The organism is Sphaerospermopsis torques-reginae ITEP-024 (genome assembly GCF_019598945.1).
In the GTDB taxonomy this organism is placed as follows: domain Bacteria; phylum Cyanobacteriota; class Cyanobacteriia; order Cyanobacteriales; family Nostocaceae; genus Sphaerospermopsis.
Genome location: NZ_CP080598.1, coordinates 3,684,736 through 3,711,022 on the forward strand (window position 1 = coordinate 3,684,736; position 26,287 = coordinate 3,711,022).

The following is a 26,287-nucleotide window of genomic DNA, read 5'->3' on the forward strand; positions in this document are numbered from 1 at the left end:
AGTTATTGATTTTGGATTTTGGATTTTGGATTTTGGATTGTTTTTGTTATATCCAATCTAAAATCTAAAATCTAAAATTTTTTCCCCAGTCCCCAGTCAAAGATCCCCAGTCCCCAGTCATATCATGTCCGGGTAATGACTTACGATTAAGCGCCAGTTTGCAACCACCAATGAAAACCCGTCAAACCACGAATTAAATCAGGCTGTTGGAGTAAAGATTGACACCGATGAAATAAGACATCCTCTAAATCATCGAGTGTCTCAAAAGATTGATTAGCAATTGGTTCGTCCACCAAAGTCCAAAGCCTTTCTGCGGGTTGTAATTCAGGTGAGTGAGATGGTAATAATGTTAAATGCAGCCCTTCGGGAATCTGTAAACTCTTACTGGTATGCCATCCGGCTTGGTCAACGGCTAAAAGAATACGTTTATTAGCACCTAAGCCAAATTCTTGAGCAAAATCGGCTAAAACCTGATTGAATAGCTCTGTGTTCACATAAGGAAGAATCCACCAATAGGTTTCTCCAGTTTTAGGATGTACAAAAGCATACAACCATAGCCATTTAAACCGCCAATTCACATCAGCAATTGGTTGTTCTCCTTCTGGTACATAAACTCGTCGTAAAACTGGTTTAAGTCCCAAGCGATGTTCATCTTCGCACCACAACTGAATTTCCATAAATGTGCCTGCTGGATATCATCTACTAGCGGCTGTGTACCTTGGTTTAACTGTCTACGATCGCCTAATCCTTCGATCCCTAACTCGTTGTATCTTTTTACCAATGCGTACATCCATGTTCTGCTGTAGCCTGTGATTTCCTCGATTTCTTCCGTTTTTTTGCCTTGCGCTACTAACCAAATAATCTGGTACTGACGGCTTTCTATCCCGTCTTTAGCTTGACGGTAACGTTTTTCTAACTCTTCAATACTCAGATGTGTGGCTACACTAATTCGTTTCGGCATTGGTCATCTTTGCACTCACCTCTTTTATCGTAAGCGATTAGCCGGACATGATATCACACATAATCAAGGGGCTTCTGGGAATGTCTGCACCTTACCATCGGGACTAAAAACAACTCTGAGCCTGAGGTTTTGTCCAGCTTGATTAGTAGAAACAAAGGGTTTACCAATTTCTGGTATACCCGTGTCATCAATAAATTCTCTAGCGGCTCGGTTCAAGGGTAAAATGCGTTCAATAGTACCGTCAACACCCAACATCAAACTATATTCTAGTGTCTGGGAAAATCCCGCAGGTGGCCGCCAATTCTTTTGTAAATAAGCTCTAGCTTCTGCTGCTTGAGGTACATCAAATAATTTGTTTTCTTCAGCAGCAACCGTTGTTGGTAATTGAGTTGTTTTTGCTGCTCGCAATTTTGTGATTAAATCATTATCTCTTGCCACAGTAGGAGTTTTGGTTGCAGAAGCAGCTTGATCTAATTGCTGTGAATTTGGTGTAGAGGATTGTTGTCCAGAAATCTGACTCTGCACATCATTAGGTAAGGTAACAACAGAACCTGGAATAGAAGAGATACTACTTGTATTTCCAGAAGGCAAATTTTGACCAGTGACAGGAGGAATACCACCTTGGTTAATCACTCCTGTAGAGTTTTGTTGGGAACTGGGTATTGGTGCTGTTCCTGGAATTTGTAGACTGCTAGGAGGGACTGGCTGTGTCTGTGGCGGTATTGTCAGTCCATTGTTTGGTGATGTTCTAGCTGCGGGTGGGACAGTACCATTAGGGAAAGTCAGAGGTTTTGGATCTAGAGTAGAATCCGGGGGTATCACGGGAGTCTCTAAATCAGGCGGCTTTATAGTATCACCAATACCAGGGGGAGATGGTAAACCAGCAAAGGGAGTCAATTCTCTTTGAGGAGTGGTTAAGTTAGGAGAAGGTGCAGTTTCAGTAGTTGCTGGTTGTGTATCAGAATTAGTATTTTTAGCTGTCTGCTGATTTTGCCTGATGCTGCTGGCATATTGCCAGGTTAAGGGAGCTAAACCCAAAGCTAGTGCTATGACTGCCGCTATAGGTGTCCAAGTAGGCAAACTGGGAATTATTGATTTCTCAGTGTTGAGATTTGGTAGTGTGATGACATCAGTGGAATATTCTTCTAAGGCCGTGGACAAGTCAAATAGTTGTAATAGAGTAAGTTGAATTACGGGTCCTGACGTTTGACTAGCAAGAGAACCGAGATATAGTTTATGAGTTAAATTGTCACTAGATTCTAAATAAATTGTCGCCTCTAAAATTCCCATACTAGAGGGATTTGGGGTTTTAGGCGACGATGATGAGGATGGGGTAACATCTTGTACTTCTGGTTGATCAGATGTATTACTTGATGGTTGCGATTCTAAGGAAGTTAAACAAAAGTTATCTGCTGATTTTTGTAGAAGTGCCTGAACGTAGTTAGTAACAGCATTAAACAAGGCTTCTAGTTGATCACGATCGCCCTGAATAGGTACTCTCAGTTCTTCTGGTAGTGTTGGATCATCAAAGTGCAGTTGAAAACGAAGTTGATTCAGGACTGTTTGCCCTATCAAACGAGATAAAGGTGAGCTTTGCGCCAAGATTTCCAGTGTACAAGTGGGGGGAGTGTAGCGACGAATGACAGAATTTGATCCAGGCATAGCAAAAATGGCAATGGGGACAAAAGAGAATTTTCGATTTTGGATCAGTGATTTCAAATCTAAAATCTAAACTCTAAACTCTAAAATCTAAACTCTAAAATCTAAACTCTAAAATCTAAACTCTAAACTCTAAACTTGTTTTGTGGATCGATCCAACAATGTTAACCACAGGCGGCGGTGTCCAGTAGGGGCGCTATAAAATAGTAAATCTACCAGGAGTTTTATTGCTAAGTTGGTTAGCAAATCTGTGGAGATTTGTTCATCCTCTTCCATCCGTTCTTGGTAGGTGTTACAGAAAGCATCTATATAATCTCCCAATAAAGCATTTTGATGAGGTTCTTGATTTTTGGCAGCTATTGTTTCTAATAACCCAACAGCACGCCGAATTAATTCTTGGTGTTGTTTGGCAAGATAGCAAGTAATCAGAACCAGCGATCGCGCTTCATCTACATCTAGTTTTTTCCGCCCTCCTTGACCTTTGCGGATGGGGTTAGATTGGCGCAGTCGCCACAAGGCCACCCTATCTGGTACTTTTGACTCTAACTGGAGATTAATCGCCGCAGATAGCATAGCATCAGAACCAATGCCAGTTAAAGTTTCTAGTGCTAATAACACCAAATCTAACTGGGTTTTAATATTGTCCCATTGAACGGTATTGGGGGTTGGAAATTGGCTTAGTTCCTCCCACTGGGAATTCGGTGTTGCTGAATTGGCGGCCGATTGCATAACTTTTAGCATAGTTGATCAGGCGAATAAAGGCTGTTGCTGTTACCCTTTTTGAAACAGACCATCAAGTATGAAAATTGGTTTCTCGTCATGTAGCTGTAAATAAGTTTAGTAAACAGCTCTTGTTTTGGTTTTACTTTATATGAAAATTTCTTGTTTAAATATGAGAAGTTCATGATGCTTTGGTTAAGACTGGTGATTGGTAATTGGTAATTGGTAATTGGTAATTGGTAATTGGGTAATAGTTTTTCCCAATGCCCAATGCCCTAATTTACATGAGCAATAGTGACACCAGTACCACCATCTGCTTGTTCTGCTGGTTCATAATGGCTAACTCTGGGGTGTTGCTGCAAGAATGCGTGAACTCCTTGCTTTAGTTTACCAGTTCCGTGTCCGTGAATAATCCATATTTGTCCAACAGCTTCAGAAATTGCTTTATCTAATATATATTCGGCATCAGCCACCCTTTTTCCGCGCAAATCAATGGTATTTTTAGATGTGCGAATGGCTACAGTTGGTGTTGGTGCTGGGGTAACGCTTGGTGCTGGTTTGGGTTTGACTATGGGTTCTGGTTTCTGCCCATCTAAAGATTCTACGTCTTGTAATTTCACTGTCATTTTCATGATGCCAAAGCGCACACTGAACTCTCCATCTGCATCCGGGGCGGTTATGACTTCGGCGGTTTGCCCTAGTTTGGGTATACGAATGCGATCGCCCACTTTAGGCATAAAACCGGGTTTGGGTTTGGGCGCTGGTGCTGGTTGATATTTTTCCGAAATATCACTTAATACTTTTGTTGCTCTTTGTGCATCCTGAGCTGTTGGTTGACCCTGTTGTAACCGACGAATGACTTGGGCAATTTCTCCTTTTGCTTCTTGAATTGCTTTTTGTACGGCTATTTCTTGGGAGGCTCGCAAGTCCTTTTCCCTCTCCTGTAAAGCTGCGGCCTTTTGGGAAACTTCTTTGTATAATTTCTCAGCTTGCTTTAATATTTCTTGTGCTTCTGCTGCTTTGGTTTCTTGACTGCGCCTTTGAGCTTCTAACCCTGCTATTACTTGGTTAACTTCGTCCGTTGTTTCTCCCACTTGACTTTTTGCAGCTTCTATGACTTCTGGTTTTAAGCCTAAGCGCAAAGCAATGGTTAAGGCGTTGGAACGTCCAGGAATACCCCAAAGTAAGCGGTATGTAGGTGACAGGGTGGCTTCGTTAAATTCAACTGAGGCGTTTTCAAACCGAACATCGTCATATTTTAAAGCTTTTAATTCTCCAAAGTGAGTAGTAGCAATGGTTAACTGAGCATGATCCGCCAAATATTTAAGGAGAGCGATCGCTAATGCACTTCCTTCCACCGGATCTGTACCTGCTCCCACTTCATCAAGTAAAACTAGGGATTGGTGACTGGTGACTGATGATTGGTGATTGGTGATTGGGAAAAAGTCTTCTCCCCTGCACCCTGCACCCTGCTCCTCTGCCTCTTCCTGCTCCCCTGCTTCTTCCCCTGTTCCCTGTTCCCTGTTCCCTGTTCCCTCACTAATAGCATTCAAAATTCGACTAATGCGGCGAATATGCCCGGAAAATGTCGATAAGCTTTGTTGTAATGATTGTTCATCCCCAATATCGGCTAAAATCTGACTAAACCAAGGAATTTCCACTGGTTCACGGGCGGGAACAAATAAACCCACCTTGGACATTAAAGCCGCTAACCCCAAAGTTTTTAAAGTTACTGTTTTACCACCCGTATTAGGTCCAGTAATTGTGACTACTTTAATATGAGGACTAATCAACAAATCAACGGGAATTACAGGATGTCCTTGTTCATGTTGTTGTTGCCAAACTAACAAAGGATGCCGTAATTGCCGCAGGGTGATTATTTCTTGCTCTTGGGGATTAATAAACCTGGGGGGATTTGCACCCAACCAGAAACTATATCTAGCCTTAGCTGTAGCTAAATCCAGAGTTGTAACAATGGCTAATAACTTTTCTAAATCAGTTTTAACTTCTGCAACTTGTGTAGTTAAATTTCTGCGTATGGCTTCTTCTTCTACCTGTTCTCTTTTCACAGCTTGGCGTAATTGGTTGCCCATTTGCACAATGCTGTTAGGCTCAATATACAAAGTTGCGCCACTGGTGGATGTGTCGTGAACAATACCTGGGATCGCGTCTTTTTGCGGAGCTTTTACAGGAAGAACATAGCGATCGCCCCTTTGGGTGATAATTAACTCTTGCAGGGCATTTGATTTAACTTGGATGATATTTTGCAGTTTTTGGGTAATTTGACTGCGTAACCTGCGTAAATCTTCCCTAATTTCCCCTAATTTCTGACTAGCGCGATCTGTCACTTGCGCTCGTTCATCAATACAACGGTGAATTTCTTGCTCTAATTCTGGGTAAGTCCGCAACTCGGCGACTAACTCAGTTAAAATCGGTACATCTTCCTGGTTATCAATTAACCGCCGTAAATTTCTCGCACCGGCAAGGGTAGTAGCGATCGCTAACAGTTCCTCACCTGATAAAATTCCTTGTAATTCCGCACGTTCTAAGGAGTCACCAATATCTTGAATGCCCTCAAAGGATAATCCTGGTGTGAGTCGGCTTTCCAGTTGATAGACTTCTTTGGTTTGTGCCAACAACTCTTTACTTTCCTCCAGAGTTGATGGAATTGGCAAGGCACGGGCAACTATCGCCCCTAACTTAGTTGCCGCAAAGGTGGAAAGGTGCTGGCAGAGGCGAGGCCATTCTAATAGTTCTAAGGTTTCAGACTGAATCAAGGCTTCAACATCTAATCTGAAACTATGGTAACAATTCTGGTAACAAGAAAGCTAAGTCTTTGAGAATGAAAATTCCTCGTTCCTAGACTCTGGCTAGGAATGAAATCTCAGAGCCGACCTCTCTGGTAAACCTCTCTCCTGCAAGGGAAGGGGCTGGGGGTTAGGTCTAATAATTGTGATTTAAATACATGAAAACTGCTGTAAAACCCTTGTAGAGACTTTCCATGAAACTTCTTTACAGTGCAATTAGGCGAAAACTTTTGTAATTCTGTATATTGTGTCTGGAGGCTACCCAGAGTCCGCTATGGTACTGCTGTTACAAAAATAGTAACAGGGGCTTGATTTTGGTGTATATCGTGCATAATCCTTTAAATACAGTGCCATAGCTACCTTAGTCCCCCTGTTCACCAATAGACATTTCCGAAAATGAATGTAGGGACAATTCGTGAATTGTCCCTACAAGGGTTTCAGATTATGCACATTTAATTACCAGAGAGGTCTAATGAACACAAAACCATATCTGACAGCAACCATCACAGGGATGACTGTTTTGTCCATACAGGTTCTGACATTACAAACCGGCTTTACACTCTCCAAACCAAATCCCCTACCAAAACAGGATTCAAACCTTGTTCTAGCTCAAAATTCAGAGGAACAAACGCGAATTCGGGTAAACCAGGCAGCAAGTCCCAGCGTTGTATATATTAATACAGAAAAATCAAGTGGTAGTGGTTTTATTGTTAGTCGAGATGGTTTAATTATTACCAATGCTCACGTTTTAGAAGATGCTTCTAGCAGCACCGTTACCGTTATTCTCTCCGACGGGAGAAGGTTGCCGGCTGATATCATTGGCTTTGCTAAAAATGGTCTAGATCTAGCAGCAATTAAAATTCGTAACCAGCGTAATTTACCCACATTATCCTTAGCAAAATCAGCCCAAGTGGGACAGTCTGTATATGCTATTGGTAGTCCCTTTGGTTATGACAATCAGAATAATTTTACCGCAGGTGTTCTTAGCAATATTGATACTTTAACAGGAGTAATTAAACACGATGCCCGAATTAATTCCGGTAATTCTGGTGGTCCATTACTCAACTATCAAGCACAAGTTATCGGTGTCAATACTGCTGTGAGACTTGATCAAAATAGGGTCAATAGTGGTATTAGTATTGCTATTTCTGTCAACAAACTTGAGGAATTTTTAACTGCACTTCGTCAAGGTAATATTTCTCCTGTGAGTACGTTATCAAAATTAGATATCAAAAATTCTGCTCAATCATTAACTATGAATGGTAGAGCGATAAATGATAATCTCAGTCAACGCGATAACACTTTAGAGGATAATAGCTACTTTAAAAGTTACATATTTGTGGGTAAACAAGGTCAACAAATATCAATTGAAATGAATAGCAGTGAAATTGATCCATATTTGCTAATTCTCGATTCCCAGGGGAGAGTATTGGCAGAAAATGACGACATAGCACCTGATAATTTGAATGCCAGAATTGCTGGAAATTTACCAGAAGATGATATCTACACCGTTATTGCCGGCGCATCTAAATTAGGCATCTCAGGTAGATTACAAACGGGTAATTATACCATTACAGCTATTTCTAGTCCTTAGTAAAACCAACACATTGGTAGGGGTCTAGCAATGTTAAACCCATAGCAAAATTCACAAAAATAAATCAAATCAGGAGACTTTAACAACCATGAAATTAGCATTATTAGCCACACTATTTTTAACTACAACCTTAGCATCTGCTCCTGCTTTTGCTCAAGAAGAGTCAAATAATCAAATTCGCTTCTTATGTGCAGAAACCTTAAACTTCCAAACTCAAAAGCGTGTTCCTACTACAGTTCTTTGGACACCAAATTTCAAAAAAGCAATGGTAACTTGGACATCTGTTTTCGGTGGATATCAACCACAAGAACGTTGTCAAAAAGTCTCTGATAATTTCCAAATAGCTTTCAATAATGGCAGTCTCAATTACATTACAAATGCTGTTCAAAATGGAAGCAAAGTTATTTGTTCTGTGAGTTCAATTGATGGTGGTTGTGATATTGTATTATTTACACTACGCCCTCAAGACAGTTCAAAAAATATTCTCACACAATTAAATCAACTCTGGCTTGGTACTACTATTACAGACCCTATTCCACAAAGTTCTGGAGAAGCAAAGTTTTACATTGATATTCGCCAATTTCTCAATACACCACCATCCAATAAGATGAAATAACGAAGATTCGATAATTGTAGGTTGGGTAGAACGAAGTGAAACCCAACAAATTTACGGAAGTGTTAGGTGTGTTGGGTTTCGTTCCTCAACCCAACCTACAAATATTCATCTCCTAATTTACTCAAACAAAAAAAGATCATGAAACACCTATTTTTCACCCTCATCTGCACAACTGCTTTATTAACTATTCCTCAGCAATTGTTATTGATTTCTCCTCAACCAGTTACCGCACAAGAAACTGCAAAAAAAGTATTAACTTCAGCACAATTACAAGATTTAGCTAAATCTATCACTGTAAAAATATTAACTAAAAATGGCAGTGCTTCAGGAACTTTAATTGCTAAAAATGGTAATAATTACACTATTTTAACCAATGATCATGTGATTAATCCAGGTGAATCTTATCGCATTCAAACACCAGATGGAAAAATATATCCTGCTACTGTGATTAAAGAAAAACCTCAATCTTTAAAAAATCAAGATGCCGCTTTATTCCAGTTTCAATCAACAGTAGAATATACCATAGCTACCTTAGGAATTTCTGCACCTATAGCAGTAAATCAAAAAATTGTCGCCGCTGGATTTGTGAGTGATAGTGCTAAATTAGTTTTCACAGAAGGACAAATTTCTCTATTACCAGATAAAAGTTTTCAAGGAGGTTATCGCATTGGTTATAATAACAAAATTCAACCGGGAATGAGCGGCGGACCCATATTAAATTATCAAGGTGAAGTTATTGGTATTAATGCCGTTCATGCCTATCCTATTTCTGATCAAATATATACTTATATTGATAATAGTAAACCCAGTGCAGCCGAACGCCAGCAAATGCGTCAATATAGTTGGGGTTTACCGATTTATAGTGTTGCTAAAGTAGTCAATGAAGTTATTGCTAAATCTCCTAAAAAGGTTGATGATTCTGGTTTGATAGCGAAAAAAGGTTTAATCCAAAATATTGACCAAATTGCCCAAGAAATTACGGTTTTAATTCCTAATGCTAACCCTAAAGATATTGGTTCTGGGGTAATTATTGCCCAAAAAGGTAATATTTATTATGTGTTGACTGCGGATCATGTTATCTGGAATCGTGATGAAAAAAAATTAAAAGATAAGTTAGAAATAGTCGCACCTGATAATCAACGATATGCTATAAATATCAGCAAGGCGAAAAGAATGCCTGGAGTTGATTTAGCCGTTGTGCAGTTTACCAGTAATCAAAAATATCGAGTTGCAACTTTAGCAAATTATAGTTTAAATACTAAAGGTCAAAAAGTGTTTGTTTCTGGTTTTCCTGGTAATAAACAACAAAATAAAAACAAACCTCATCGGATTTTAACAGCGGGAGTTTTGAGCCAACCAGAATTAATCAGGTTGAATACTTATGTAAGTTTCAATAATCAAAGTTCTCTGATACCTGTGCAAATACAAACTGTTTTAAGTGATGGTTATGATCTACTCTATAGTAATATTACTAAAGGCGGAATGAGTGGCGGTGCGGTTTTAGATACCCAAGGAAGATTAATTGGTATTCATGGCAGAGTGGAAGGTGAAATATCACTCGATTTTGATGGTGAAATCAATTTAGGTAGTAGTTCTGGTGTTCCCATTAGGACATTTTTAAATTTGGTTGAACAAGCAGGAATAGATTCAGATTTAAAAGTCGAAACTACTGCACCAGCTACACTAAAAAAATCGGAAGAGGATGTAATTAGTGAATATTTATTACCATTGGATGAAGTTCCTAAAAATAGCGATGATGAAATATCATGGCTAAATTATGCCAATCAACTATGGCGTTCTCAGAAATATGCAGAAGCGATAAAAGCTGTTAATAAAGCGATTGGGAAAAAACCGGATTTTTATCAAGCTTGGTATTTCAAGGGTGTGATATTTAATAGTGAGAAAAAATACCCAGAATCAATTGCTGCTTATGATAAAGCTCTTAAAATTAATCCCAACTTTGCTCAAGCGTGGAAAGATCGGGGTAGATTGCTGTTTACATTAGATAAATATTCCGAAGCCTTAGCATCTTTTGACAAAGCCATTGCCCTAAGTCCTAATCAATTTGATCTTTACTTCTTCCGAGGTTCATCGCTTTCTAGCTTAAATCGTGTTTCTGAAACAATTGAGGCTTATACTCAAGCTATTAAAATTTATCCCGACTTTCAACTCAGTTATCTTTTACGTGGTTTGTGCTACGTTTTCGATTTACACTATCAACAAGGCATAGATGATTTGACTCAGGCCATTCAACTTGACCCTAAAAATGCTCAATATTACTACTCAAGGGGTCTTGCTTACAGTTTGTTCAATAAGCATCAACAGGCAATTGATGATTTTACCCAAGCTATTCAATTTGACCCTAAAAATGCTAAATATTACAGCCACAGGGGTGGTGCTTACTCTGGATTAAAGAAGTATCAACAAGGCATAGATGATTTGACTAAAGCCATTCAGCTTGACCCTAAAAATGCTGAATATTACGACATCAGAGGTTTGAAGTACGGAAGTTTAGGAGACTACAAAAAAGCCATAGAAGATATAACAGAAGCTATTCGTCTCGACGATAAGAGTGTTTTATACTATGCAGATAGGGGTATTGCTTACTTGGGGTTAAAAGACTACAAACAAGCTATATCTGATTTAACAGAAACTATTCGTCGTGACCCTAAAAATGCACCATACACTGTAGGAGGTCTCAGATACTCTGAATTTAAAAATAATAAAATTATTATTAGCTCTTACAATACACAGCTTAGTATTGTATATGCAAATAGGGGTGGTGCTTACTCTGAATTAAAAGAATATAAACAAGCGATTGATGATTACACCCAAGCCATAAAAATTGACCCCGAAAATGCAGAATACTATAAGAATCGTGGTCTTGCTTACTTTCAATTAAAGGACTACAAACAAGCGATTAATGATTACACTCAAGCCATTAAAATTGATCCTAAAGATGCATTATACTATGTCGGTCGTGGTCTTGCTTACTTTCAATTAAAGGACTACAAACAGGCGATTAATGATTACACTCAAGCCATTAAAATTGACCCAAAAAAGGCAATATACTACAATGCGAGGGGTACTACTTACTCTGAATTAAAGGACTACAAACAGGCGATTAATGATTACTCTCAAGCCATTAAAATTGATCCTAAAGATGCAACATACTATCGTGATAGGGGTCTTGCTTATTTACAATTAAAAGACTACAAACAAGCCATAGCTGATTATACTCAAGCCATTAAAATTGACGATAAAAATGCAATATACTATGCCAGTCGTAGTCTTGCTTACTTTCAATTAAAGGACTACAAACAAGCGATTAATGATTACACTCAAGCCATTAAAATTGACGATAAAAATGCAATATACTATGTCGGTCGTGGTCTTGCTTACTTTCAATTAAAGGACTACAAACAGGCGATTAATGATTACACTCAAGCCATTAAACTTGATCCCAAAAATGCAATATACTACAATGCGAGGGGTACTACTTACTCTGAATTAAAGGACTACAAACAAGCGATTGATGATTGGAATCAAGCCATTAAATTAAAACCCGACTTTACTGAAGCTTACTATGATCGGGGTATTGCTCACTATTTCTTAAAAGACTACAAACAAGCAATAAATGATTGGAATCAAGCCATTAAATTAAAACCAGACTATCCCGAAGCTTACACGAACTTAGGTATAGTTTCCTATGAAATAGGAGAAGTAGAAACAGCAATTAATTATTGGCGAAATGCGGTAAAAATCAACAGCAATTTTGCAGAAGCACATTTAGCATTGGGTGTAGCCTTGTATGCTAAAGGTGACAAAGAAGCGGGTTTGAAATCCGCAGAAACGGCATTAAAATTAGATAAACGTTTTGGAAAGATTGAGTTTCTCAAAGAAAATGGTTGGGGTGAAAAGTTGATAAAAGATAGTCAGGAATTTTTGAATAATCCTTGGATGAAAAGTTTGATTTAAAAGCAATGTAGAGACGTTTCATGCAACGTCTCTAACATTTTTTCAGAGCTATCTAATCAACCTTACGCCATTTTTCCTAATATTCCTAACTCACAATTTGCAGATGTGGTTGTGGGAATAAACCAAACATCTATTTCTTGAACTTCGCTTTTTACATCTTTACTAGTTTTGACTTCTCCTAGAGGTGCTAATAATTCCTCTAGGTATTCTTTCGCTAGTTGATCGTGGGGTTGTCGTATCATGCAACAGCTTTTTCTTGTACCAAAACATAAGGTTCAACAATCAAAGCATTAAACCGTTTTGTGCGATCGCTATTCCAATTTCCTAATTGTTCTGGTGAAGGTTTAGTAATCAACTGTTCATCAATCCAATTTTGCACAGAGGGAATATTATCAGTTGCGATCGCCTCTCCCACATCCAACAAATCCAAACCATCTGCAACTATAATTATTACATCTCTTTGTGCATGGGGAATTAGCCAATCCCATTCCGCTTCATCCAGATTTTCTTTTAATTGTTCTCTTAAATCAGACATAATTTTTCACAGTTTTGTTAGGATCTCAATTGTACATAATTTGCAATTCATTAGTCATTAGTCATTAGTCATTAGTCATTAGTTAAATTTCACCCAATCACCTATCTTCCTAAATCGTGCATTTCATTAATTACATCTGCACATTTACGAGTTATAGCTTCTAATTCTTCCTTATTTGTAGAAGTTGGCGCATCAATCAATTTACCAATTCTAATAGTCATCGGGACTTTACGAGGAATAGGTGTACCTTTTTGGACAACGTTTTCACTCCCCCACAAACTCACCGGTAATAAAGGCGCTTTGGCTTTTGCAGCTAACAGTGCTGCACCTCTTTTGGGGTCATGAATACGACCATCTGGGGTGCGAGTTCCTTCTAAAAACACACCTACAGCCCAACCATTCTCTAAATATTCTAAAGCCGCACGAATAGCCGCACGATCAGCAGTACCCCTACTGACGGGATAAGCACCGTATAATTTAATAGCTTGGGCTAAAACAGGCACTTTAAATAATTCTTCCTTGGCCATGTATGCAACTGGCCGACATACACAGTTAGAAACTATGGGAGGATCAAAATAACTTGCATGGTTGCTAACTACCACCAATGGTCCAGTTTTGGGAACATTTTCCACCCCATAAATTTTACCCCCGAAGTAAGCGTGTAGCATGGGGCTAACCACTGACCACTTGAAAGCGTGGTAAAGTGCCAAACTAATAAAAGGTTCGCGTTCTCTGGTCACGGAAGATATTTTAAATAAGACTATTATTTAGAATAAGCTATGGCGATCGCTTTTCGTCAATGAACAAAGGTAGATTTAGCATATTTACAGATGAAAGCGTTTTCAAGGGTGCATTTTATATCCGGCTAATTACTTTTAATTGTTTTATCTTCCCTATTCCCTATTACCTATTCCCTATCCTCAAAGATATGCTCAATATTCAACATAAACATCAAAATAAGATGCAACCGCAGGCAGAGAATATATGGAGAGAACACTAATAGCCTAGATATTAAACGACCAATTATTATATAGAGGTTAGGTTATGGCAGTATCAGCAATTGATATTTCCAGAAGTCTTAGTGGCATAGATTTTCCTGCAAATAAAGAAGATTTGGTTAACCATGCCAGACAGAAAAATGCAAGTCAGGAAGTAATTGACGTTCTCCGACAAATGCCAGAGCGTGAATATGAAAACATGGCAGACGTGGAACACGAATTTGGTCAAGTTAGATAATTTTTGAATAAGGTTCTGTTCTTGTCTGTCTATTTCATTAGCTACTTTTTGGCATTTAATTCATAGTGGGACTTAGGCAAAAAATATTGATAATTTATGTTTAAGTCCCACTATTCATTGATTTTTATAAATTCTCTCAGATTTTTTATTATATTTTCACTAATATCACCAGCAACGAAGCAAATATTTGGACAGGATATATCTCCACTGAGCAAATTTTCTAAAAGAATATGACACAAATCCATATTATTTGAATTATGACGTTGAAACTCTGCTTGAGCATCTGGAGATAATTCGACTGCTGTAATAATAACTCCTGCAAAAATATGCTCACGTCGTAAATCTTCCACAAACGCATTCAGCGTCTTTCTTGAAAATTTATCTTTTTCGATCTTGATGTTAAAACCAGCTTGAGTTTCTACCCATGTAAATTTCTCATTAACTGTTTCTACAGCTATCTCGGAACCATCTAACATACGCTTTAATTTCTGTCTAATAATACGTTCCTTAATGCGAATGGGAATTCTGCCATCTATACCTCCGTCTGTATGACCTCTACGTTGAGGAAGTCCAGTAACTTGAGGTGTAGGATCACCCCCTAAAACTTGAACAATACGATTAGCAATCTCACGTTTTTCTTCAGGTGTTAAAGAAATTAAATGTTCAACTAACTTTTTTTGTAGATTGCCCATTATTACCGATTGAATGTGCTAATAAATCTAAACAAAGACGCAAGACAAGATTAATAACATCCTCTGTTGTTAAAGGATATTTACCATTCAGAAACTGAATTTCAGAACCCAGAATTAAGACCATCCATCGTGGAATTGTTACTTGCTGTAACTTCTCCATGTTAGTAGTTGACTTTTGAGATATTACTTCTATTAATTTTTTAGCTGATTTATACTGTATCTGATCTATGATACTCTGTTGAATATTTAATTTTTTTGTAGAAGTAATAGCAAAGGCTAATTCAATTAGTTTGTCTACTGACTTTGTAGAAAGATAATTACCGAGTTTATCAATCAACTCTTGCTCAAGTAAATTCGAGTCGAATGTGATGGATATCCCTTTTAAATTTCCTGATACTTGGTTTTGTAGTGTCTCAGTCAGCTTAGACATAAATTTTCTCACATATCAAGTTCAGCAAGAACAGAGCGTAGACTTTGCGAGAATATTTCATCCGATGTAAAGTCTAAAGGGGACAAGTTTACAAACGGCAACCAATGAGAAGATAAAAATTCCTCAATTCCAGAGTTTTGTAGCAATTTGGATACGTTCTGGTGAAGTTGCTCATAATCATCATTAGCCGGAAATCTATTGTTAACAATAATTCTGGCTTTCGGAACAATATCAACCAGAAGACCAAAGTTCAGGAGGGATGCCGTTTCTTTAACTATATCCTCTAATCCTATAGGATCATACTGAGGTACAACAGGAACAATTAACCTCCATCCTGGTTTTGTAACTACAGTAACAGGTACTTCATAGTAATCGTCTGTATCCGCAACCAGAAAGTCATAATTATTTGCACCAGGAAAAGAATCTGGTAAGGGTTCTGTTTCTCTAATATCTATCTTATTTTTGTCATTTGCAAAGTGACCTGTAGATTCTAAGAACTTACCCATTCGGCTTCTTCCAGCCAAGTCTAAAGCCCAAACACGGTAGTTTTGCTGGGCTAGTAGTAAAGCAATATTTGTAGCAACTGTTGTTTTTCCTACTCCACCCTTGGTTGCATTTACTACTATTTTCAGCACTCTTGTTACTCCATTGCGTGAGAAATATAGTTCTGCATTAAGCTTAATATTAAAAAACTGCTTTCTTGTCTAACTTGGCAACTCTCCAGTATTACGAATATTCTTCAATTCCACACCATCAACAGTCCGCTTAATCAAACCAGTTAAAACGTTACCTGGTCCAATTTCTACTACTTTTGTAATACCAAATTCTGGTAATTGTAATGCAATTTCTCTCCACCGTACTGAACCAGTCATTTGTTGAGTTAAACGCTGTTTTAAAATTTCTGCATCAGTTGTAGGCACAGGATCAACATTAGAAGAAACGGGAACTTCTGCTGTTTGGAAAACTATGCTATCTAATATTTCTTGAAATTCCTGTGATGCTGCTTGCATTAAATGGGAATGAAATGCACCGGAAACTTTTAAAGGTAATGCCCGTTTTGCTTTGACATTAGACATTACAGTTTGTAAAGCTTCGGGAGTTCCTGAAATTACGACTTGTGCGGGACTATTATCATTTGCTAACACTACATCCGGGGTTTCTGCAATTAATTTTTCTAATTGTTCCCGATCAAAATTAAGTAATGCTGCCATCATTCCCCCAGCAGTATTATCCATAATTTCTGCACGACGTTTAACTAATTGTAAACCTGTACACCAGTCAAAAACACCAGCAACATAAAGAGCAATATATTCTCCTAAACTGTGACCGGCAACTAAATCTGGTTTTTCTCCTTTTTCTCGTAATAAGTCCGCAAGAATACTTTCGATCACATATAAACAAGGTTGGGTGTAAAGTGTGCGTGATAATCTTGCTTCGTCATTTTGACAAATTTCACTCACAGACCACCCTAAAATTGCTTCAGCTTCTTCAAATTTTGCCTTAGCAGACGCTATATCTAGTAGATCCATTCCCATGTTTAAGGTTTGTGAACCTTGTCCGGGAAACACCCATGCAGTTTTTGTCATTTGATAATTGATAATTGGTGATTGGTAATTGGTAATTGGTAATTGGTAATTGGTAATTGGTAATTGGTAATTGGTAATTGGTAATTGGTGATTGGGAAAAATGAAATTGATTACCCAGTCACCTGTCACCTGTCACCTGTCACCTGTCACCTATCTTCCCCATTGAAAAATGGCTGCACCCCAGGTTAAACCAGCGCCAAAACCGGAGGTAACTATAATATCATTAGGTTTGATTTTTCCTTGCCTTACTGCTTCATCTAATGCTAGGGGAATGGAAGCGGCGGAGGTGTTCCCATAATGGGCAACGTTACTGATTACTTTATGTTCAGGAATATTTAACCGATCAGCTACAGCGTTAATAATACGCTGATTCGCTTGATGTAATATTAACCAATCTATTTGATCTACGCTGAGATGAGCTTCAAATAAAGCTTTATCTATAACTTCTGGCACTTTCTGAACTGCAAAACGGTATACTTCTTTACCGTTCATGGTGATGGGGTGATAAGTGCCTGTAGGTACGTGAATATCTGGTGTTACTTGTTTTGTAGTGCCTTGATAACCCAGGTTGAGATGGGGATTTTGACTACCATCACTCTTCAGGGAAAATCCTAATAGGCGATCGCTCTTATTTGCTTGCAATACTACCGCCCCAGCACCATCACCAAATAATACACAAGTGCGCCGATCTTGCCAATCTACCCAACGAGAGAGGATATCTCCTCCTATCAACAGTACATTTTGATAAACACCTGTTCTAATATATTGGGCTGCTGTCACCAGTCCAAATACAAACCCCGAACAGGCTGCGGTTAAATCAAAGGCGACTGCTTTAACTGCTCCTAATTCAGCTTGAATGCGACAAGCATTACCAAATAAGTCATCTGGTGTAGATGTTGCCAGCAAAATTAAATCTATATCTTCTGCTTTAATTCCTGCGGCTGCGATCGCCTGTTTACTGGCATCAGTAGCTAATGTAGTCAATGATTCTGGCGGTAATGCTAACTGCCGTTGACTAATTCCTGTTCTTGTGGTAATCCACTCATCTGAAGTTTCCACCAGTTGAGTCAAAGTCTGGTTATCCAAGGAAGCTGCTGGTACAGCCGAACCACTTCCTATAATTGCTATGCCTTGATTGAATAAATTCTGCACTCCTAAATCTCCGCAGTTGTCAATTGTCAATTGTCAATTGTCAGTTGTCAAGAAGCAGTCAGCAGTCAGCAAACCCCATTCATGAATGACTATGACTAATGACAAATGACTATGGAATCTATATCAAATCAGGCTATTCGCTTTCGCTTTGTAGAAGTTGATATTGTGACTGTAGTCTTTGCAATACCTGATTATCTACAGCTTCTTTGGCCATGCGAATAGCACTAAATATAGAAGGCGCTTGAGAACTTCCATGACCGATAAAACAAATTCCATTTACGCCTAATAGCAATGCTCCCCCATGTTCTGCGTGATCCATGCGTTGTTTAACGCGCTTAAGGTTAGGTTTTAAAATTGCAGTACCAATTTGTCCCCGGATACCTTGAGGTAGTTCTTCCCGCAGAATTTGTAAAATTACTCCTCCTACTGCTTCGGCAAATTTTAATAACACATTACCAACGAAGCCATCACAGACTATAACATCAAATTCTCCTGATAATACATCACGTCCTTCCGCATTACCGCTAAAATTTATTTGGGTATTTTCCCTTAATAATTGATGGGCGCGAAGGGCAGTTTCGTTACCTTTGGTGTCTTCTTCACCGATATTCAATAATCCTATTTTGGGTTCAGGCATTCCCAAAACATATTGACTATAAATTGAACCCATGACTGCAAACTGCTCTAAAAATTTAGGGCGACAGTCTACATTTGCACCAACATCCAGTATTAATACTGGCTTACCTGCTTTAATGGTGGGGAATACTGTACCTATGGCTGGGCGATCAATTCCTGGTAATCTGCCTAAACGTAGTAAAGCGGATGCCATTGCTGCCCCAGAGTGTCCAGCAGAAAATACTGCATCTGCTTGATTATTTTTCACTAAATCCATCGCTACGTTGATTGAAGCCTTACGCTTTTTTCTAACTGCGTTTAAAGGCTCTTCATCCATTGCGATCGCTTCCTGTGCAGGAACAATCTCTAATCCCACCATATTGGTTTTTGGCGGTATGACAGCTTCGATTTGTTGCTGATCACCTACCAACAAGATTTTCACACCCAATTCTTCCTTCGCTCGTAATGCGCCAGCGACGATTTCAGCGGGTGCGTAATCCCCTCCCATAGCGTCAATTGCGATGCTTACACCAGTCGATCCCATTGCTCCTAGCTCAAAGAAACCTTACAAATTTTATCAGATCGCAACACTTAACAATTAAAAATTCCCAAAAATGGCATGAAAAACTATAGCAGGAGTCAGGAGTTTTTGATTTTGGATTTTGGATTTTGGATTTTGGATTTTGGATTGTTTTTGTTATCTCCAATCTAAAATCTAAAATCTAAAATTTTTGCCCCAGTCACCAGTCATCACGACAAGACTTTTATGCCTACGGCACGCTACGCGTTAGCGAAGCTTTCGCTTTAGCGATACAGCAACCCCTAAATAAATTTTAATTTCAAGGTATTAAAAATCTCTTATTTCTCATCTGCGTTTATTTGCGTTTATCTGCGTTTAATATTCTGAGCATATAAAAAGGCTCTACCTTGGATTACACCCAAAGCAGAACCTTTAATAATTTACAGCAGATTACAGATCAATCTGGTACAGATTCTTACTTAAAACCTAGACAGAAAGAGAGTTTTACTCCTGACTCCTGACTCCTGCTGTATCAAACCGAAAAACTAACTCAAAACCCAACTAACCAAAGTTCTCACCCCGAAACCGGTCGCCCCAGCACCGTTGTAACCATTTTCCTTATCAGCCCAAACTGGACCAGCAATATCCAGGTGCGCCCAAGGGGTATCCTTCACAAACTGCTTTAAAAACAAAGCCGCAGTAATAGAACCACCGTAGCGGGGTCCGGTATTCTTCATGTCCGCAATACCAGATTTTAACCCCTCAAAATACTTTTCTTCCATTGGCATCCGCCAAATTTTCTCACCTGCTGTTTCTGAGGCGGTTTGCAGTTGGGAAGCTACCCCATCATCAGGTGTAAATAAACCGGCGATATCATCACCCAAAGCTACCACACAAGCACCTGTGAGAGTCGCTAAATCAACGATCGCATCTACACCCAACTTATCCGCATAAACCAAAGCATCAGCCAAGGTTAAACGCCCTTCTGCGTCGGTGTTGTTGACTTCGATTGTTTTGCCATTGGATGCGGTTAAGATGTCTCCTGGGTGCATTGCCTTACCGCTAATCATGTTTTCGGTGACGGCTGAGATAAAGTGAACTTCTACATCTGGCTTTAACTGCCCGATAGCTTTAGCAGCACCTAAAGTTGCCGCAGCGCCACCCATGTCAATTTTCATGGTTTCAATACCGCTACCAGCGCCTTTAATGTTCAAACCACCAGAGTCAAAAGTTAAACCTTTACCAATAATTGCTAATTTGCGTCTGGGTGTGGTAGCTGGTTTGTAAGTGAGGTGAATAAATTTAGGTGGTAAGTCAGAAGCTTGGGCTACTCCTAAATATGCCCCCATACCTAATTTTTCACAATCTTCTTTTTCCAAAATTTGTAATTCTAAACCGTGTTCTTTAGCTATTGCTTGGGAGGTTTCTGCCATTGTAATCGGTGTCACAGCGTTAGCGGGAGCAGCTACCAACTGCCTAGCTAAAATTACCCCAGAAACAATTTGTTCTGCACGGGTAATAGCCGCTTCTTGTCCAGCTAAACCCAATAAATCAATAGTTTCGATGTTGGGATTTTTATCTTCTGGTTCAGATTTAAAGCGAGTATCTTGGTAAAGTGCCAGTTGTGCGCCTTCTGCGATCGCTTGGGCTGTAGCTGCTGGATCGTTGTTGTAAACTGGTAAACTCACTGCCAGAGTTTTGGTTTTTTGCTTTTTGGCAGTGCGAGCTATTGTAGCAGCAACACGGCGTAAAGTTTCTAATTTCAAAGCATCCGGTTTTCCCAAACCTACCAAAATCACCTTCCGCACGGGATGACTAGCACCTACGCGAATAACAACGGTGCTGTTAGCTTTACCTGTAAATTCTTCTTCGGCAATGATTTCTGAGAAAATTCCGCCGCATTTCTCATTCAGAGTCGCTAAATCGCCTGTTAACTCTACTGCATCTTCAAACAAGCCAACTGCTAAAGTATCACCACTCCAATCTAATAATGCTGTGTTTGTAGGTTGAATCGTCATTTTTGTAATGTTCTGTAAACCTTCCTTACTTGTACCAGTATTGCTCAAAATTTCCGGGGTGTGGGAACTCCTGTTAAGATAATCCCTATTAGGGATTGAAACTAAGCCATCTTGTCAAAGTTCCCCGCTTGGGGATGAAAAAAACTATGTTAAATATCATAAACACTAGGTTGAGCTTTATTGCTAATAACTCTCTTGATGACAATCAAGCTATGAGAGAAATTGCTTATAGCATGGATTTATTAATTCCTGGCTTATACTTATGGCTACCAGGAATACAGATTCGCCTTGGTGGTGCTGTTCCTGATGATCAACCTTATAGATATCCAGGTAAGATTCACAGTCATGCAGGGATGGCTTTAGTATTACCAGGGTATAAGATTTTTACAACTTATCAGGGTACTTATGACTCATTTGGAGATGAGGTTGAGAAAAGGATAGGTTAGTAACGTAAAAGATTGAATTGGATTAAATCCAATATGAGTTATTGGTTTACAAGTTATGAAAAAAATAGGGTAGTAAGATACAAAATATTCATAATTTATCAGGCTACCTATTTAATTGGACTATGTCCAATAATTAATTGGACTACGTACAATCTGGTTTATTGCTTTACAAGTTGTGAAAAGCGTAGGGTAGTAAGATACAAAATATTCATAATTTACCAGGCTACCCATGACCCTAAACAAGCATAAAATCCAGGGACTACCACAGTTCAAATGTCAAACATTAAGCGCAACTCAATTTGAGAAATTAATGATTGATGCTGGTTACTCAATATCAGGTACTGCGCCAGCCCAAGGTAATAGAATTAAAGTTTGGTGGATTCATGATCAATATCCAAGGGTAGAATCTATTTATAGTCCTGATCAGAAAATAGTGATTACTGCGTATCATGTATAAGATACGCTGCTGAAGGTTTAATTTTACGTCGATTTTACTTTTCGTTACATATTTCGGTTTTTTCTGTTTACCTACTTAGTAGCATGACTGTATTTTAAAGATTCTACAAATTCATGATCCTTCAAAATCTTATACAAATTCACATCTTCCTCTAATAAACAAGCATGACCACTATCAGGTAAAATTAATTTCTTAGGATTAGGTAAAATCTGATCTAACCGTTCCACTTCACTCACAGAAGGTAACAAGCGATCGCTCCCCCCAGCAATCAGTAATACTTGTTGTGTCAATTGTTGCAATTTTTCCTGCTCAACTTGAAACTCCCGCAACAATGACAACCGCCAATTTACCGTTTCTGCGGGTAAAGAACGCATAGTTCTTAACAGTTCATGGCGAATACTACTAGACATCCGTGATAAAGATGCCAAAAATGGTAGTAATCCTAATGCACCAATATCATAAAACCATGATGGCACAAAGTCAGTTAGTTGAGATAAAGAATTGAGCCAAGGACGTAATTGAAAGGCTGAAGCAGGATTAATTAAAATAATACGTTTGAATAATTGTGGTGATTGGGTAGCGACTTTCATAGCCAAACAACCCCCAAAGGACTCACCACACAGATAAACTGGGCGATGACAACTTCTTTCTAATTCTGCGTGAATTAAGTCTAAAACGTTCTTAGTCAGCACATCCCAGGTAGTGAGGTCTTGTCTGGGGATCGCTAAACAACGGACATCAAAACCCAATTCTAAGCCAGTTGTTTGCGATCGCAACATTTGACCAGTTCCATCCATTCCTGGTAAATAGACAAACAGCGGATACTCTGGTTGTACTCTTTTGGGAGTTAGGAAACAAGGTTTAAGTTCAACGTCTGTCATTTTGCCCGTGTGTCTCTATCTATTTGACCTTGTTTAACTGTACCTTTTCACTGCGAATTATGGGGACTGGGGACTGGTGATTGGTGATTGGTGATTGGTGACTGGTGACTGGTGACTGGTGACTGGGTAATCAATTTTATTTGTCTCTGTTCCCTGTTCCCTGTTCCCTTCTTTCCCAATTACCAATTACCAATTACCCATTACCCATTACCCATTACCAATTACCAATTACCCATTACCCATTACCAAAATCAGCTTTTCTAGATAAAAATCAGTCGAGTCTGAAACTATGATTACAGATTTTAGTGAAGTTTGAATGAATTATATATAAATAAGTGAAATCGCTTAACCGATCCTTCACAAACTCACTCAACCTAGGTAATTGTTAATTGGTGATTCAATTTTAGATTTTAGATTTTAGATTGTATTTAGATTTTATTTCACTGACTACAATCTCAACAATCTCAAATTTCCACACTAAAAACTAAAATTTACTGAACCAGTCAGTCCGCATCCCCAATTAATTATCCTATTAATTACTGTATCTTTTGTGAAAAATATCGCATTTTTTCTTGATATTATTTTTACATTTCTTTACTATAACTTTCACTATCTATAGCTAACGCCAAGCTGAGTTATCAGGTAGAAATGTATAAATCAGAGATTTAGCTTTATTTTTTGAGTTTTGGTTTGTTGAATGGATGATCAAAATGGAGGAATGAACAGTTGACAACATGATTAATAACAACTATTTACCGTGATTTGAAGAGCAATGAGTAGAAGTTCTAAATATGGCAAAACAATGATTGAGGTGATATATTTGCTAATATTAAGTTATTGTTTGAAAAAATAGTGGCAATATTATATAATTACCTGGCTTTACAGCAGCAACTAACCAACAAAACTGTTTAATAATTTGTTTTTTAATTCCTATGAATCTAGAGAATAAAACTTCAAAAACCTTTGCCCTGACTACACCTCTCTACTATGTAAACGATGTTCCCCATATTGGTAGTGCGTACACTACAATGGCAGCAGATGTAGTAGCCAGATTTCAACGCTTGTTAGGAAATCAGGTACTGCTGATTACGGGTACAGATGAACATGGGCAAAAAATTCAAAGGTCAGCAGCAAGTTTAGAAAAACCACCACAGGAATTTTGTGATCAAATTGTACCCAGTTTCATCAACTTGTGGCAGGTGCTGAATATTCAATATGATCGCTTTAGTCGCACTACCGCTTTAAATCACCAGGCAATTGTTAAAGAATTTTTCCAAAGAGTTTGGGAAAATGGCGACATTTATCAAGGACAACAACAAGGCTGGTACTGTGTATCCTGCGAAGAATTTAAAGAAGAACGTGATTTGTTAGACGGTAAACGTTGCCCTATTCATACTACCAAAGAAGTAGAGTGGCGAGACGAGCAAAATTACTTTTTCCGTTTATCCAAGTATCAAACCCAGCTAGAGGAATTTTACCAGTCTAGGCCAGATTTTATTCAACCTGCCAGTCGCCGTAATGAAGTCCTCAGTTTTGTCAGTCAAGGTTTACAGGATTTTTCCATTTCGCGGGTAAATCTTGATTGGGGTTTTCCTGTACCTGTAGATCCTAAACATACCCTTTATGTGTGGTTTGATGCTCTGCTGGGTTATGTAACCGCATTATTAGAACCAGATGCAGAACCAACTTTAGCGAATGCTTTAGAAAAATGGTGGCCGATCAATCTGCACTTAATTGGTAAAGATATATTGCGGTTTCATGCAGTGTACTGGCCAGCAATGCTGATGTCAGCTGGTTTACCTTTGCCTGAGCGAGTATTTGGACATGGATTTTTGACTAAAGATGGTCAAAAAATGGGGAAAACTCTGGGTAATACCCTTGATCCTGTAGCTTTAGTTCAAGGTTATGGTAGTGATGCAGTTCGTTATTACTTCCTTAAGGAAATCGAATTTGGCAAGGATGGAGATTTTAATGAAATTAGGTTCATCAATGTTCTAAATGCAGATTTGGCAAATGATTTAGGTAATTTGTTAAATCGTACTTTGAACATGGTGAAAAAATACTGCGCTGGTAAAGTTCCTGCGATCGCTCCAGAAGTTATTCCCGCTGAGAATGCTTTAAAAGCGATTGGTTTGGGGCTAGGGGAACAGGTGAAACAAGCTTATACAAACTTAGCTTTCAACGAAGCTTGCTACGCTGTTTTGTCATTAGTTCAAGCCAGCAATAAGTTTATAGATGAACAAGCACCTTGGACATTATATAAACAGGGCAAGCAAGAAGAAGTGGAAGTAGTGCTGTATACGGTTCTCGAATCAGTGAGACTAGCAGCTTATCTCCTCTCCCCAATTATTCCCAACATTAGCAGCGATATTTATCAACAACTAGGCTGGGGAATCAATTTTAACAATCAAAAAGAAAGTTCAATGGTTGCGCCTTTTACTACCCATGCAACATGGGGCGTACTATCAGATAAACAACAGTTGGGTACACCTCAACCAATTTTTAAACGGATAGAACTACCAAAAAACAATTAACACTTTCCATTTTTGATTGAGTGTAAAAACCGAATCGGGGGCCTACTTTGTTTGTTGGCCCCGGAATTTATCATAAGCCAATCTAGCAAGAGTGTAAAAGTTAATGATTTCTATCGGCAATAACATGGATAACAACCGAGGTATGACAATGATGTTGAATAATTTGGAAAATGACTCGATTTTTTCGCCGGAACAGGTTTTAGAGAATCGGGGTCGGGTGGCTATATTTATTGATGGGTCGAATTTATTTTATGCGGCTTTACAGTTAGGAATCGAAATTGATTATACTAAGCTTTTGTGTCGATTAACTGGAGGTTCTAGACTATTGCGGGCTTTTTTCTATACTGGTGTAGACCGGACAAATGAGAAGCAGCAGGGATTTTTGTTGTGGATGCGTCGCAATGGTTATCGAGTCATTGCTAAGGATTTAGTGCAGTTACCGGATGGCTCAAAAAAAGCTAACCTAGACGTGGAAATAGCTGTGGATATGATGGCGTTAGTCGATTCCTATGATACCGCAGTTTTAGTGAGTGGTGATGGCGATTTGGCTTATGCTGTAAATTCTGTCAGCTATCGTGGTGTTAGGGTTGAAGTGGTGAGTTTAAGGTCAATGACCAGTGATAGCTTAATTAATGTGAGCGATCGCTATATTGATTTAGAAGCTATCAAGGAAGATATCCAAAAAACACCCCGTCCTGGTTATCCCTATAGACCATTATCTAGTATGGGGTTCTTGGACGATCCTAGAGATAGTGAAGGACATTTAGAAATTCCAGAATAATGCAAAATCCACAAAGCGGGAATCAGCGGAGAGAATGTTCACAACTTCAGAGGGGAAGTAAATCCAACT

Annotated in this window: 21 protein-coding genes and 1 pseudogene; 7 read left to right on the top strand and 15 right to left on the bottom strand. The window is 38.7% G+C overall.

Annotation, left to right across the window (positions count from 1 at the left end; genetic code table 11):
• Positions 1 to 146: 146 nt before the first annotated feature.
• The 4 genes and pseudogenes from K2F26_RS17150 to K2F26_RS17165 all read right to left on the bottom strand — a co-directional run bounded on the left by K2F26_RS17150 (position 147) and on the right by K2F26_RS17165 (position 6,117).
• A pseudogene (locus K2F26_RS17150) lies at positions 147 to 961 on the bottom strand (IS630 family transposase).
• A gap of 63 nt (positions 962 to 1,024) precedes the next feature.
• Positions 1,025 to 2,623 carry a DUF4335 domain-containing protein gene (locus K2F26_RS17155; protein ID WP_220608763.1) on the bottom strand — a complete coding sequence of 533 codons (1,599 nt, stop codon included), beginning with the start codon at positions 2,621 to 2,623 and terminating at the stop codon, positions 1,025 to 1,027.
• Between the two features lie 129 nt (positions 2,624 to 2,752).
• Positions 2,753 to 3,361 carry a DUF3038 domain-containing protein gene (locus K2F26_RS17160; RefSeq protein WP_220608764.1) on the bottom strand — a complete coding sequence of 203 codons (609 nt, stop codon included), beginning with the start codon at positions 3,359 to 3,361 and terminating at the stop codon, positions 2,753 to 2,755.
• Between the two features lie 254 nt (positions 3,362 to 3,615).
• Positions 3,616 to 6,117, bottom strand: coding sequence for an endonuclease MutS2 (locus K2F26_RS17165; protein ID WP_220608765.1), 2,502 nt, complete (start codon positions 6,115 to 6,117; stop codon positions 3,616 to 3,618).
• Between the two features lie 502 nt (positions 6,118 to 6,619).
• On the opposite strand from K2F26_RS17165, the gene K2F26_RS17170 reads away from it, so the two are divergent.
• From K2F26_RS17170 to K2F26_RS17180, 3 genes are all read left to right on the top strand, one after another.
• A complete protein-coding gene (locus K2F26_RS17170; RefSeq protein ID WP_220608766.1) occupies positions 6,620 to 7,741 on the top strand; it encodes a S1C family serine protease in 1,122 nt (373 codons plus the stop codon).
• 88 nt (positions 7,742 to 7,829) lie between these two features.
• Positions 7,830 to 8,357, top strand: a complete 528-nt coding sequence (locus tag K2F26_RS17175) for a COP23 domain-containing protein (protein WP_220608767.1) — start codon at positions 7,830 to 7,832, stop codon at positions 8,355 to 8,357.
• Between the two features lie 138 nt (positions 8,358 to 8,495).
• Entirely contained in the window at positions 8,496 to 12,335 is a 3,840-nt protein-coding gene (locus tag K2F26_RS17180; protein ID WP_220608768.1) for a serine protease, read from the top strand.
• 62 nt (positions 12,336 to 12,397) lie between these two features.
• On the opposite strand, the gene K2F26_RS17185 is transcribed toward K2F26_RS17180, so the two are convergent.
• The 3 genes from K2F26_RS17185 to K2F26_RS17195 all read right to left on the bottom strand — a co-directional run bounded on the left by K2F26_RS17185 (position 12,398) and on the right by K2F26_RS17195 (position 13,610).
• Entirely contained in the window at positions 12,398 to 12,577 is a 180-nt protein-coding gene (locus K2F26_RS17185) for a hypothetical protein (protein ID WP_220612022.1), read from the bottom strand.
• A complete protein-coding gene (locus K2F26_RS17190) occupies positions 12,574 to 12,870 on the bottom strand; it encodes a DUF2288 domain-containing protein (RefSeq protein WP_220608769.1) in 297 nt (98 codons plus the stop codon). The genes K2F26_RS17185 and K2F26_RS17190 overlap by 4 nt, the downstream gene beginning before the upstream one ends.
• Positions 12,871 to 12,971: 101 nt before the next feature.
• A complete protein-coding gene (locus K2F26_RS17195) occupies positions 12,972 to 13,610 on the bottom strand; it encodes a lysophospholipid acyltransferase family protein (RefSeq protein ID WP_096566754.1) in 639 nt (212 codons plus the stop codon).
• A 304-nt stretch (positions 13,611 to 13,914) separates the two neighbouring features.
• Here K2F26_RS17195 and K2F26_RS17200 point away from each other — a divergent pair, with 304 nt between their 5' ends.
• Positions 13,915 to 14,106 (top strand): DUF2795 domain-containing protein, encoded by a 192-nt coding sequence (locus K2F26_RS17200; RefSeq protein ID WP_096566750.1) that lies wholly within the window; start codon positions 13,915 to 13,917, stop codon positions 14,104 to 14,106.
• A gap of 110 nt (positions 14,107 to 14,216) precedes the next feature.
• Here K2F26_RS17200 and K2F26_RS17205 read toward each other — a convergent pair whose 3' ends face one another.
• The 7 genes from K2F26_RS17205 to K2F26_RS17240 form a co-directional block, all read right to left on the bottom strand.
• Entirely contained in the window at positions 14,217 to 14,798 is a 582-nt protein-coding gene (locus K2F26_RS17205) for a hypothetical protein (RefSeq protein ID WP_220608770.1), read from the bottom strand.
• A complete protein-coding gene (locus tag K2F26_RS17210) occupies positions 14,770 to 15,228 on the bottom strand; it encodes a hypothetical protein (RefSeq protein ID WP_220608771.1) in 459 nt (152 codons plus the stop codon). The genes K2F26_RS17205 and K2F26_RS17210 overlap by 29 nt, the downstream gene beginning before the upstream one ends.
• A gap of 8 nt (positions 15,229 to 15,236) precedes the next feature.
• Positions 15,237 to 15,863, bottom strand: coding sequence for a nucleotide-binding protein (locus tag K2F26_RS17215; protein WP_220608772.1), 627 nt, complete (start codon positions 15,861 to 15,863; stop codon positions 15,237 to 15,239).
• Between the two features lie 69 nt (positions 15,864 to 15,932).
• Positions 15,933 to 16,814, bottom strand: coding sequence for an ACP S-malonyltransferase (fabD, locus tag K2F26_RS17220; protein WP_220611923.1), 882 nt, complete (start codon positions 16,812 to 16,814; stop codon positions 15,933 to 15,935).
• A gap of 150 nt (positions 16,815 to 16,964) precedes the next feature.
• Positions 16,965 to 17,966 (bottom strand): beta-ketoacyl-ACP synthase III, encoded by a 1,002-nt coding sequence (locus K2F26_RS17230; RefSeq protein WP_220608773.1) that lies wholly within the window; start codon positions 17,964 to 17,966, stop codon positions 16,965 to 16,967.
• Between the two features lie 133 nt (positions 17,967 to 18,099).
• Positions 18,100 to 19,125, bottom strand: coding sequence for a phosphate acyltransferase PlsX (gene plsX / locus K2F26_RS17235; protein ID WP_220608774.1), 1,026 nt, complete (start codon positions 19,123 to 19,125; stop codon positions 18,100 to 18,102).
• 521 nt (positions 19,126 to 19,646) lie between these two features.
• Complete coding sequence (locus tag K2F26_RS17240; RefSeq protein ID WP_220608775.1) at positions 19,647 to 21,119, bottom strand: leucyl aminopeptidase; 1,473 nt, start codon at positions 21,117 to 21,119, stop codon at positions 19,647 to 19,649.
• A gap of 146 nt (positions 21,120 to 21,265) precedes the next feature.
• On the opposite strand from K2F26_RS17240, the gene K2F26_RS17245 reads away from it, so the two are divergent.
• A complete protein-coding gene (locus K2F26_RS17245) occupies positions 21,266 to 21,565 on the top strand; it encodes a hypothetical protein (RefSeq protein ID WP_193941146.1) in 300 nt (99 codons plus the stop codon).
• Positions 21,566 to 22,093: 528 nt separating this feature from the next.
• Here the strand turns inward: K2F26_RS17245 and K2F26_RS17250 are convergent.
• Complete coding sequence (locus K2F26_RS17250; RefSeq protein WP_220608776.1) at positions 22,094 to 22,903, bottom strand: alpha/beta fold hydrolase; 810 nt, start codon at positions 22,901 to 22,903, stop codon at positions 22,094 to 22,096.
• Between the two features lie 932 nt (positions 22,904 to 23,835).
• Between K2F26_RS17250 and metG the strand changes: the two genes are divergently transcribed.
• The gene (gene metG / locus K2F26_RS17255; protein WP_220608777.1) at positions 23,836 to 25,437 is read left to right on the top strand and encodes a methionine--tRNA ligase; all 1,602 of its coding nucleotides are present in this window, start codon (positions 23,836 to 23,838) and stop codon (positions 25,435 to 25,437) included.
• A 151-nt stretch (positions 25,438 to 25,588) separates the two neighbouring features.
• Positions 25,589 to 26,218 carry a LabA-like NYN domain-containing protein gene (locus tag K2F26_RS17260; RefSeq protein WP_194059606.1) on the top strand — a complete coding sequence of 210 codons (630 nt, stop codon included), beginning with the start codon at positions 25,589 to 25,591 and terminating at the stop codon, positions 26,216 to 26,218.
• Positions 26,219 to 26,287 lie beyond the last annotated feature (69 nt).

What these genes read in the sequence shown, in the direction of transcription:
- K2F26_RS17190 (WP_220608769.1), bottom strand. Translation starts at nt 12,870, where the DNA reads ATGTCTGATTTAAGAGAACAATTAAAAGAAAATCTGGATGAAGCGGAA.
- plsX (WP_220608774.1), bottom strand. Translation starts at nt 19,125, where the DNA reads ATGGGATCGACTGGTGTAAGCATCGCAATTGACGCTATGGGAGGGGAT.
- K2F26_RS17200 (WP_096566750.1), top strand. Translation starts at nt 13,915, where the DNA reads ATGGCAGTATCAGCAATTGATATTTCCAGAAGTCTTAGTGGCATAGAT.
- K2F26_RS17245 (WP_193941146.1), top strand. Translation starts at nt 21,266, where the DNA reads ATGTTAAATATCATAAACACTAGGTTGAGCTTTATTGCTAATAACTCT.
- K2F26_RS17210 (WP_220608771.1), bottom strand. Translation starts at nt 15,228, where the DNA reads ATGTCTAAGCTGACTGAGACACTACAAAACCAAGTATCAGGAAATTTA.
- K2F26_RS17170 (WP_220608766.1), top strand. Translation starts at nt 6,620, where the DNA reads ATGAACACAAAACCATATCTGACAGCAACCATCACAGGGATGACTGTT.
- fabD (WP_220611923.1), bottom strand. Translation starts at nt 16,814, where the DNA reads ATGACAAAAACTGCATGGGTGTTTCCCGGACAAGGTTCACAAACCTTA.
- metG (WP_220608777.1), top strand. Translation starts at nt 23,836, where the DNA reads ATGAATCTAGAGAATAAAACTTCAAAAACCTTTGCCCTGACTACACCT.
- K2F26_RS17260 (WP_194059606.1), top strand. Translation starts at nt 25,589, where the DNA reads ATGTTGAATAATTTGGAAAATGACTCGATTTTTTCGCCGGAACAGGTT.
- K2F26_RS17180 (WP_220608768.1), top strand. Translation starts at nt 8,496, where the DNA reads ATGAAACACCTATTTTTCACCCTCATCTGCACAACTGCTTTATTAACT.
- K2F26_RS17175 (WP_220608767.1), top strand. Translation starts at nt 7,830, where the DNA reads ATGAAATTAGCATTATTAGCCACACTATTTTTAACTACAACCTTAGCA.
- K2F26_RS17160 (WP_220608764.1), bottom strand. Translation starts at nt 3,361, where the DNA reads ATGCTAAAAGTTATGCAATCGGCCGCCAATTCAGCAACACCGAATTCC.
- K2F26_RS17155 (WP_220608763.1), bottom strand. Translation starts at nt 2,623, where the DNA reads ATGCCTGGATCAAATTCTGTCATTCGTCGCTACACTCCCCCCACTTGT.
- K2F26_RS17250 (WP_220608776.1), bottom strand. Translation starts at nt 22,903, where the DNA reads ATGACAGACGTTGAACTTAAACCTTGTTTCCTAACTCCCAAAAGAGTA.
- K2F26_RS17185 (WP_220612022.1), bottom strand. Translation starts at nt 12,577, where the DNA reads ATGATACGACAACCCCACGATCAACTAGCGAAAGAATACCTAGAGGAA.
- K2F26_RS17205 (WP_220608770.1), bottom strand. Translation starts at nt 14,798, where the DNA reads ATGGGCAATCTACAAAAAAAGTTAGTTGAACATTTAATTTCTTTAACA.
- K2F26_RS17240 (WP_220608775.1), bottom strand. Translation starts at nt 21,119, where the DNA reads ATGACGATTCAACCTACAAACACAGCATTATTAGATTGGAGTGGTGAT.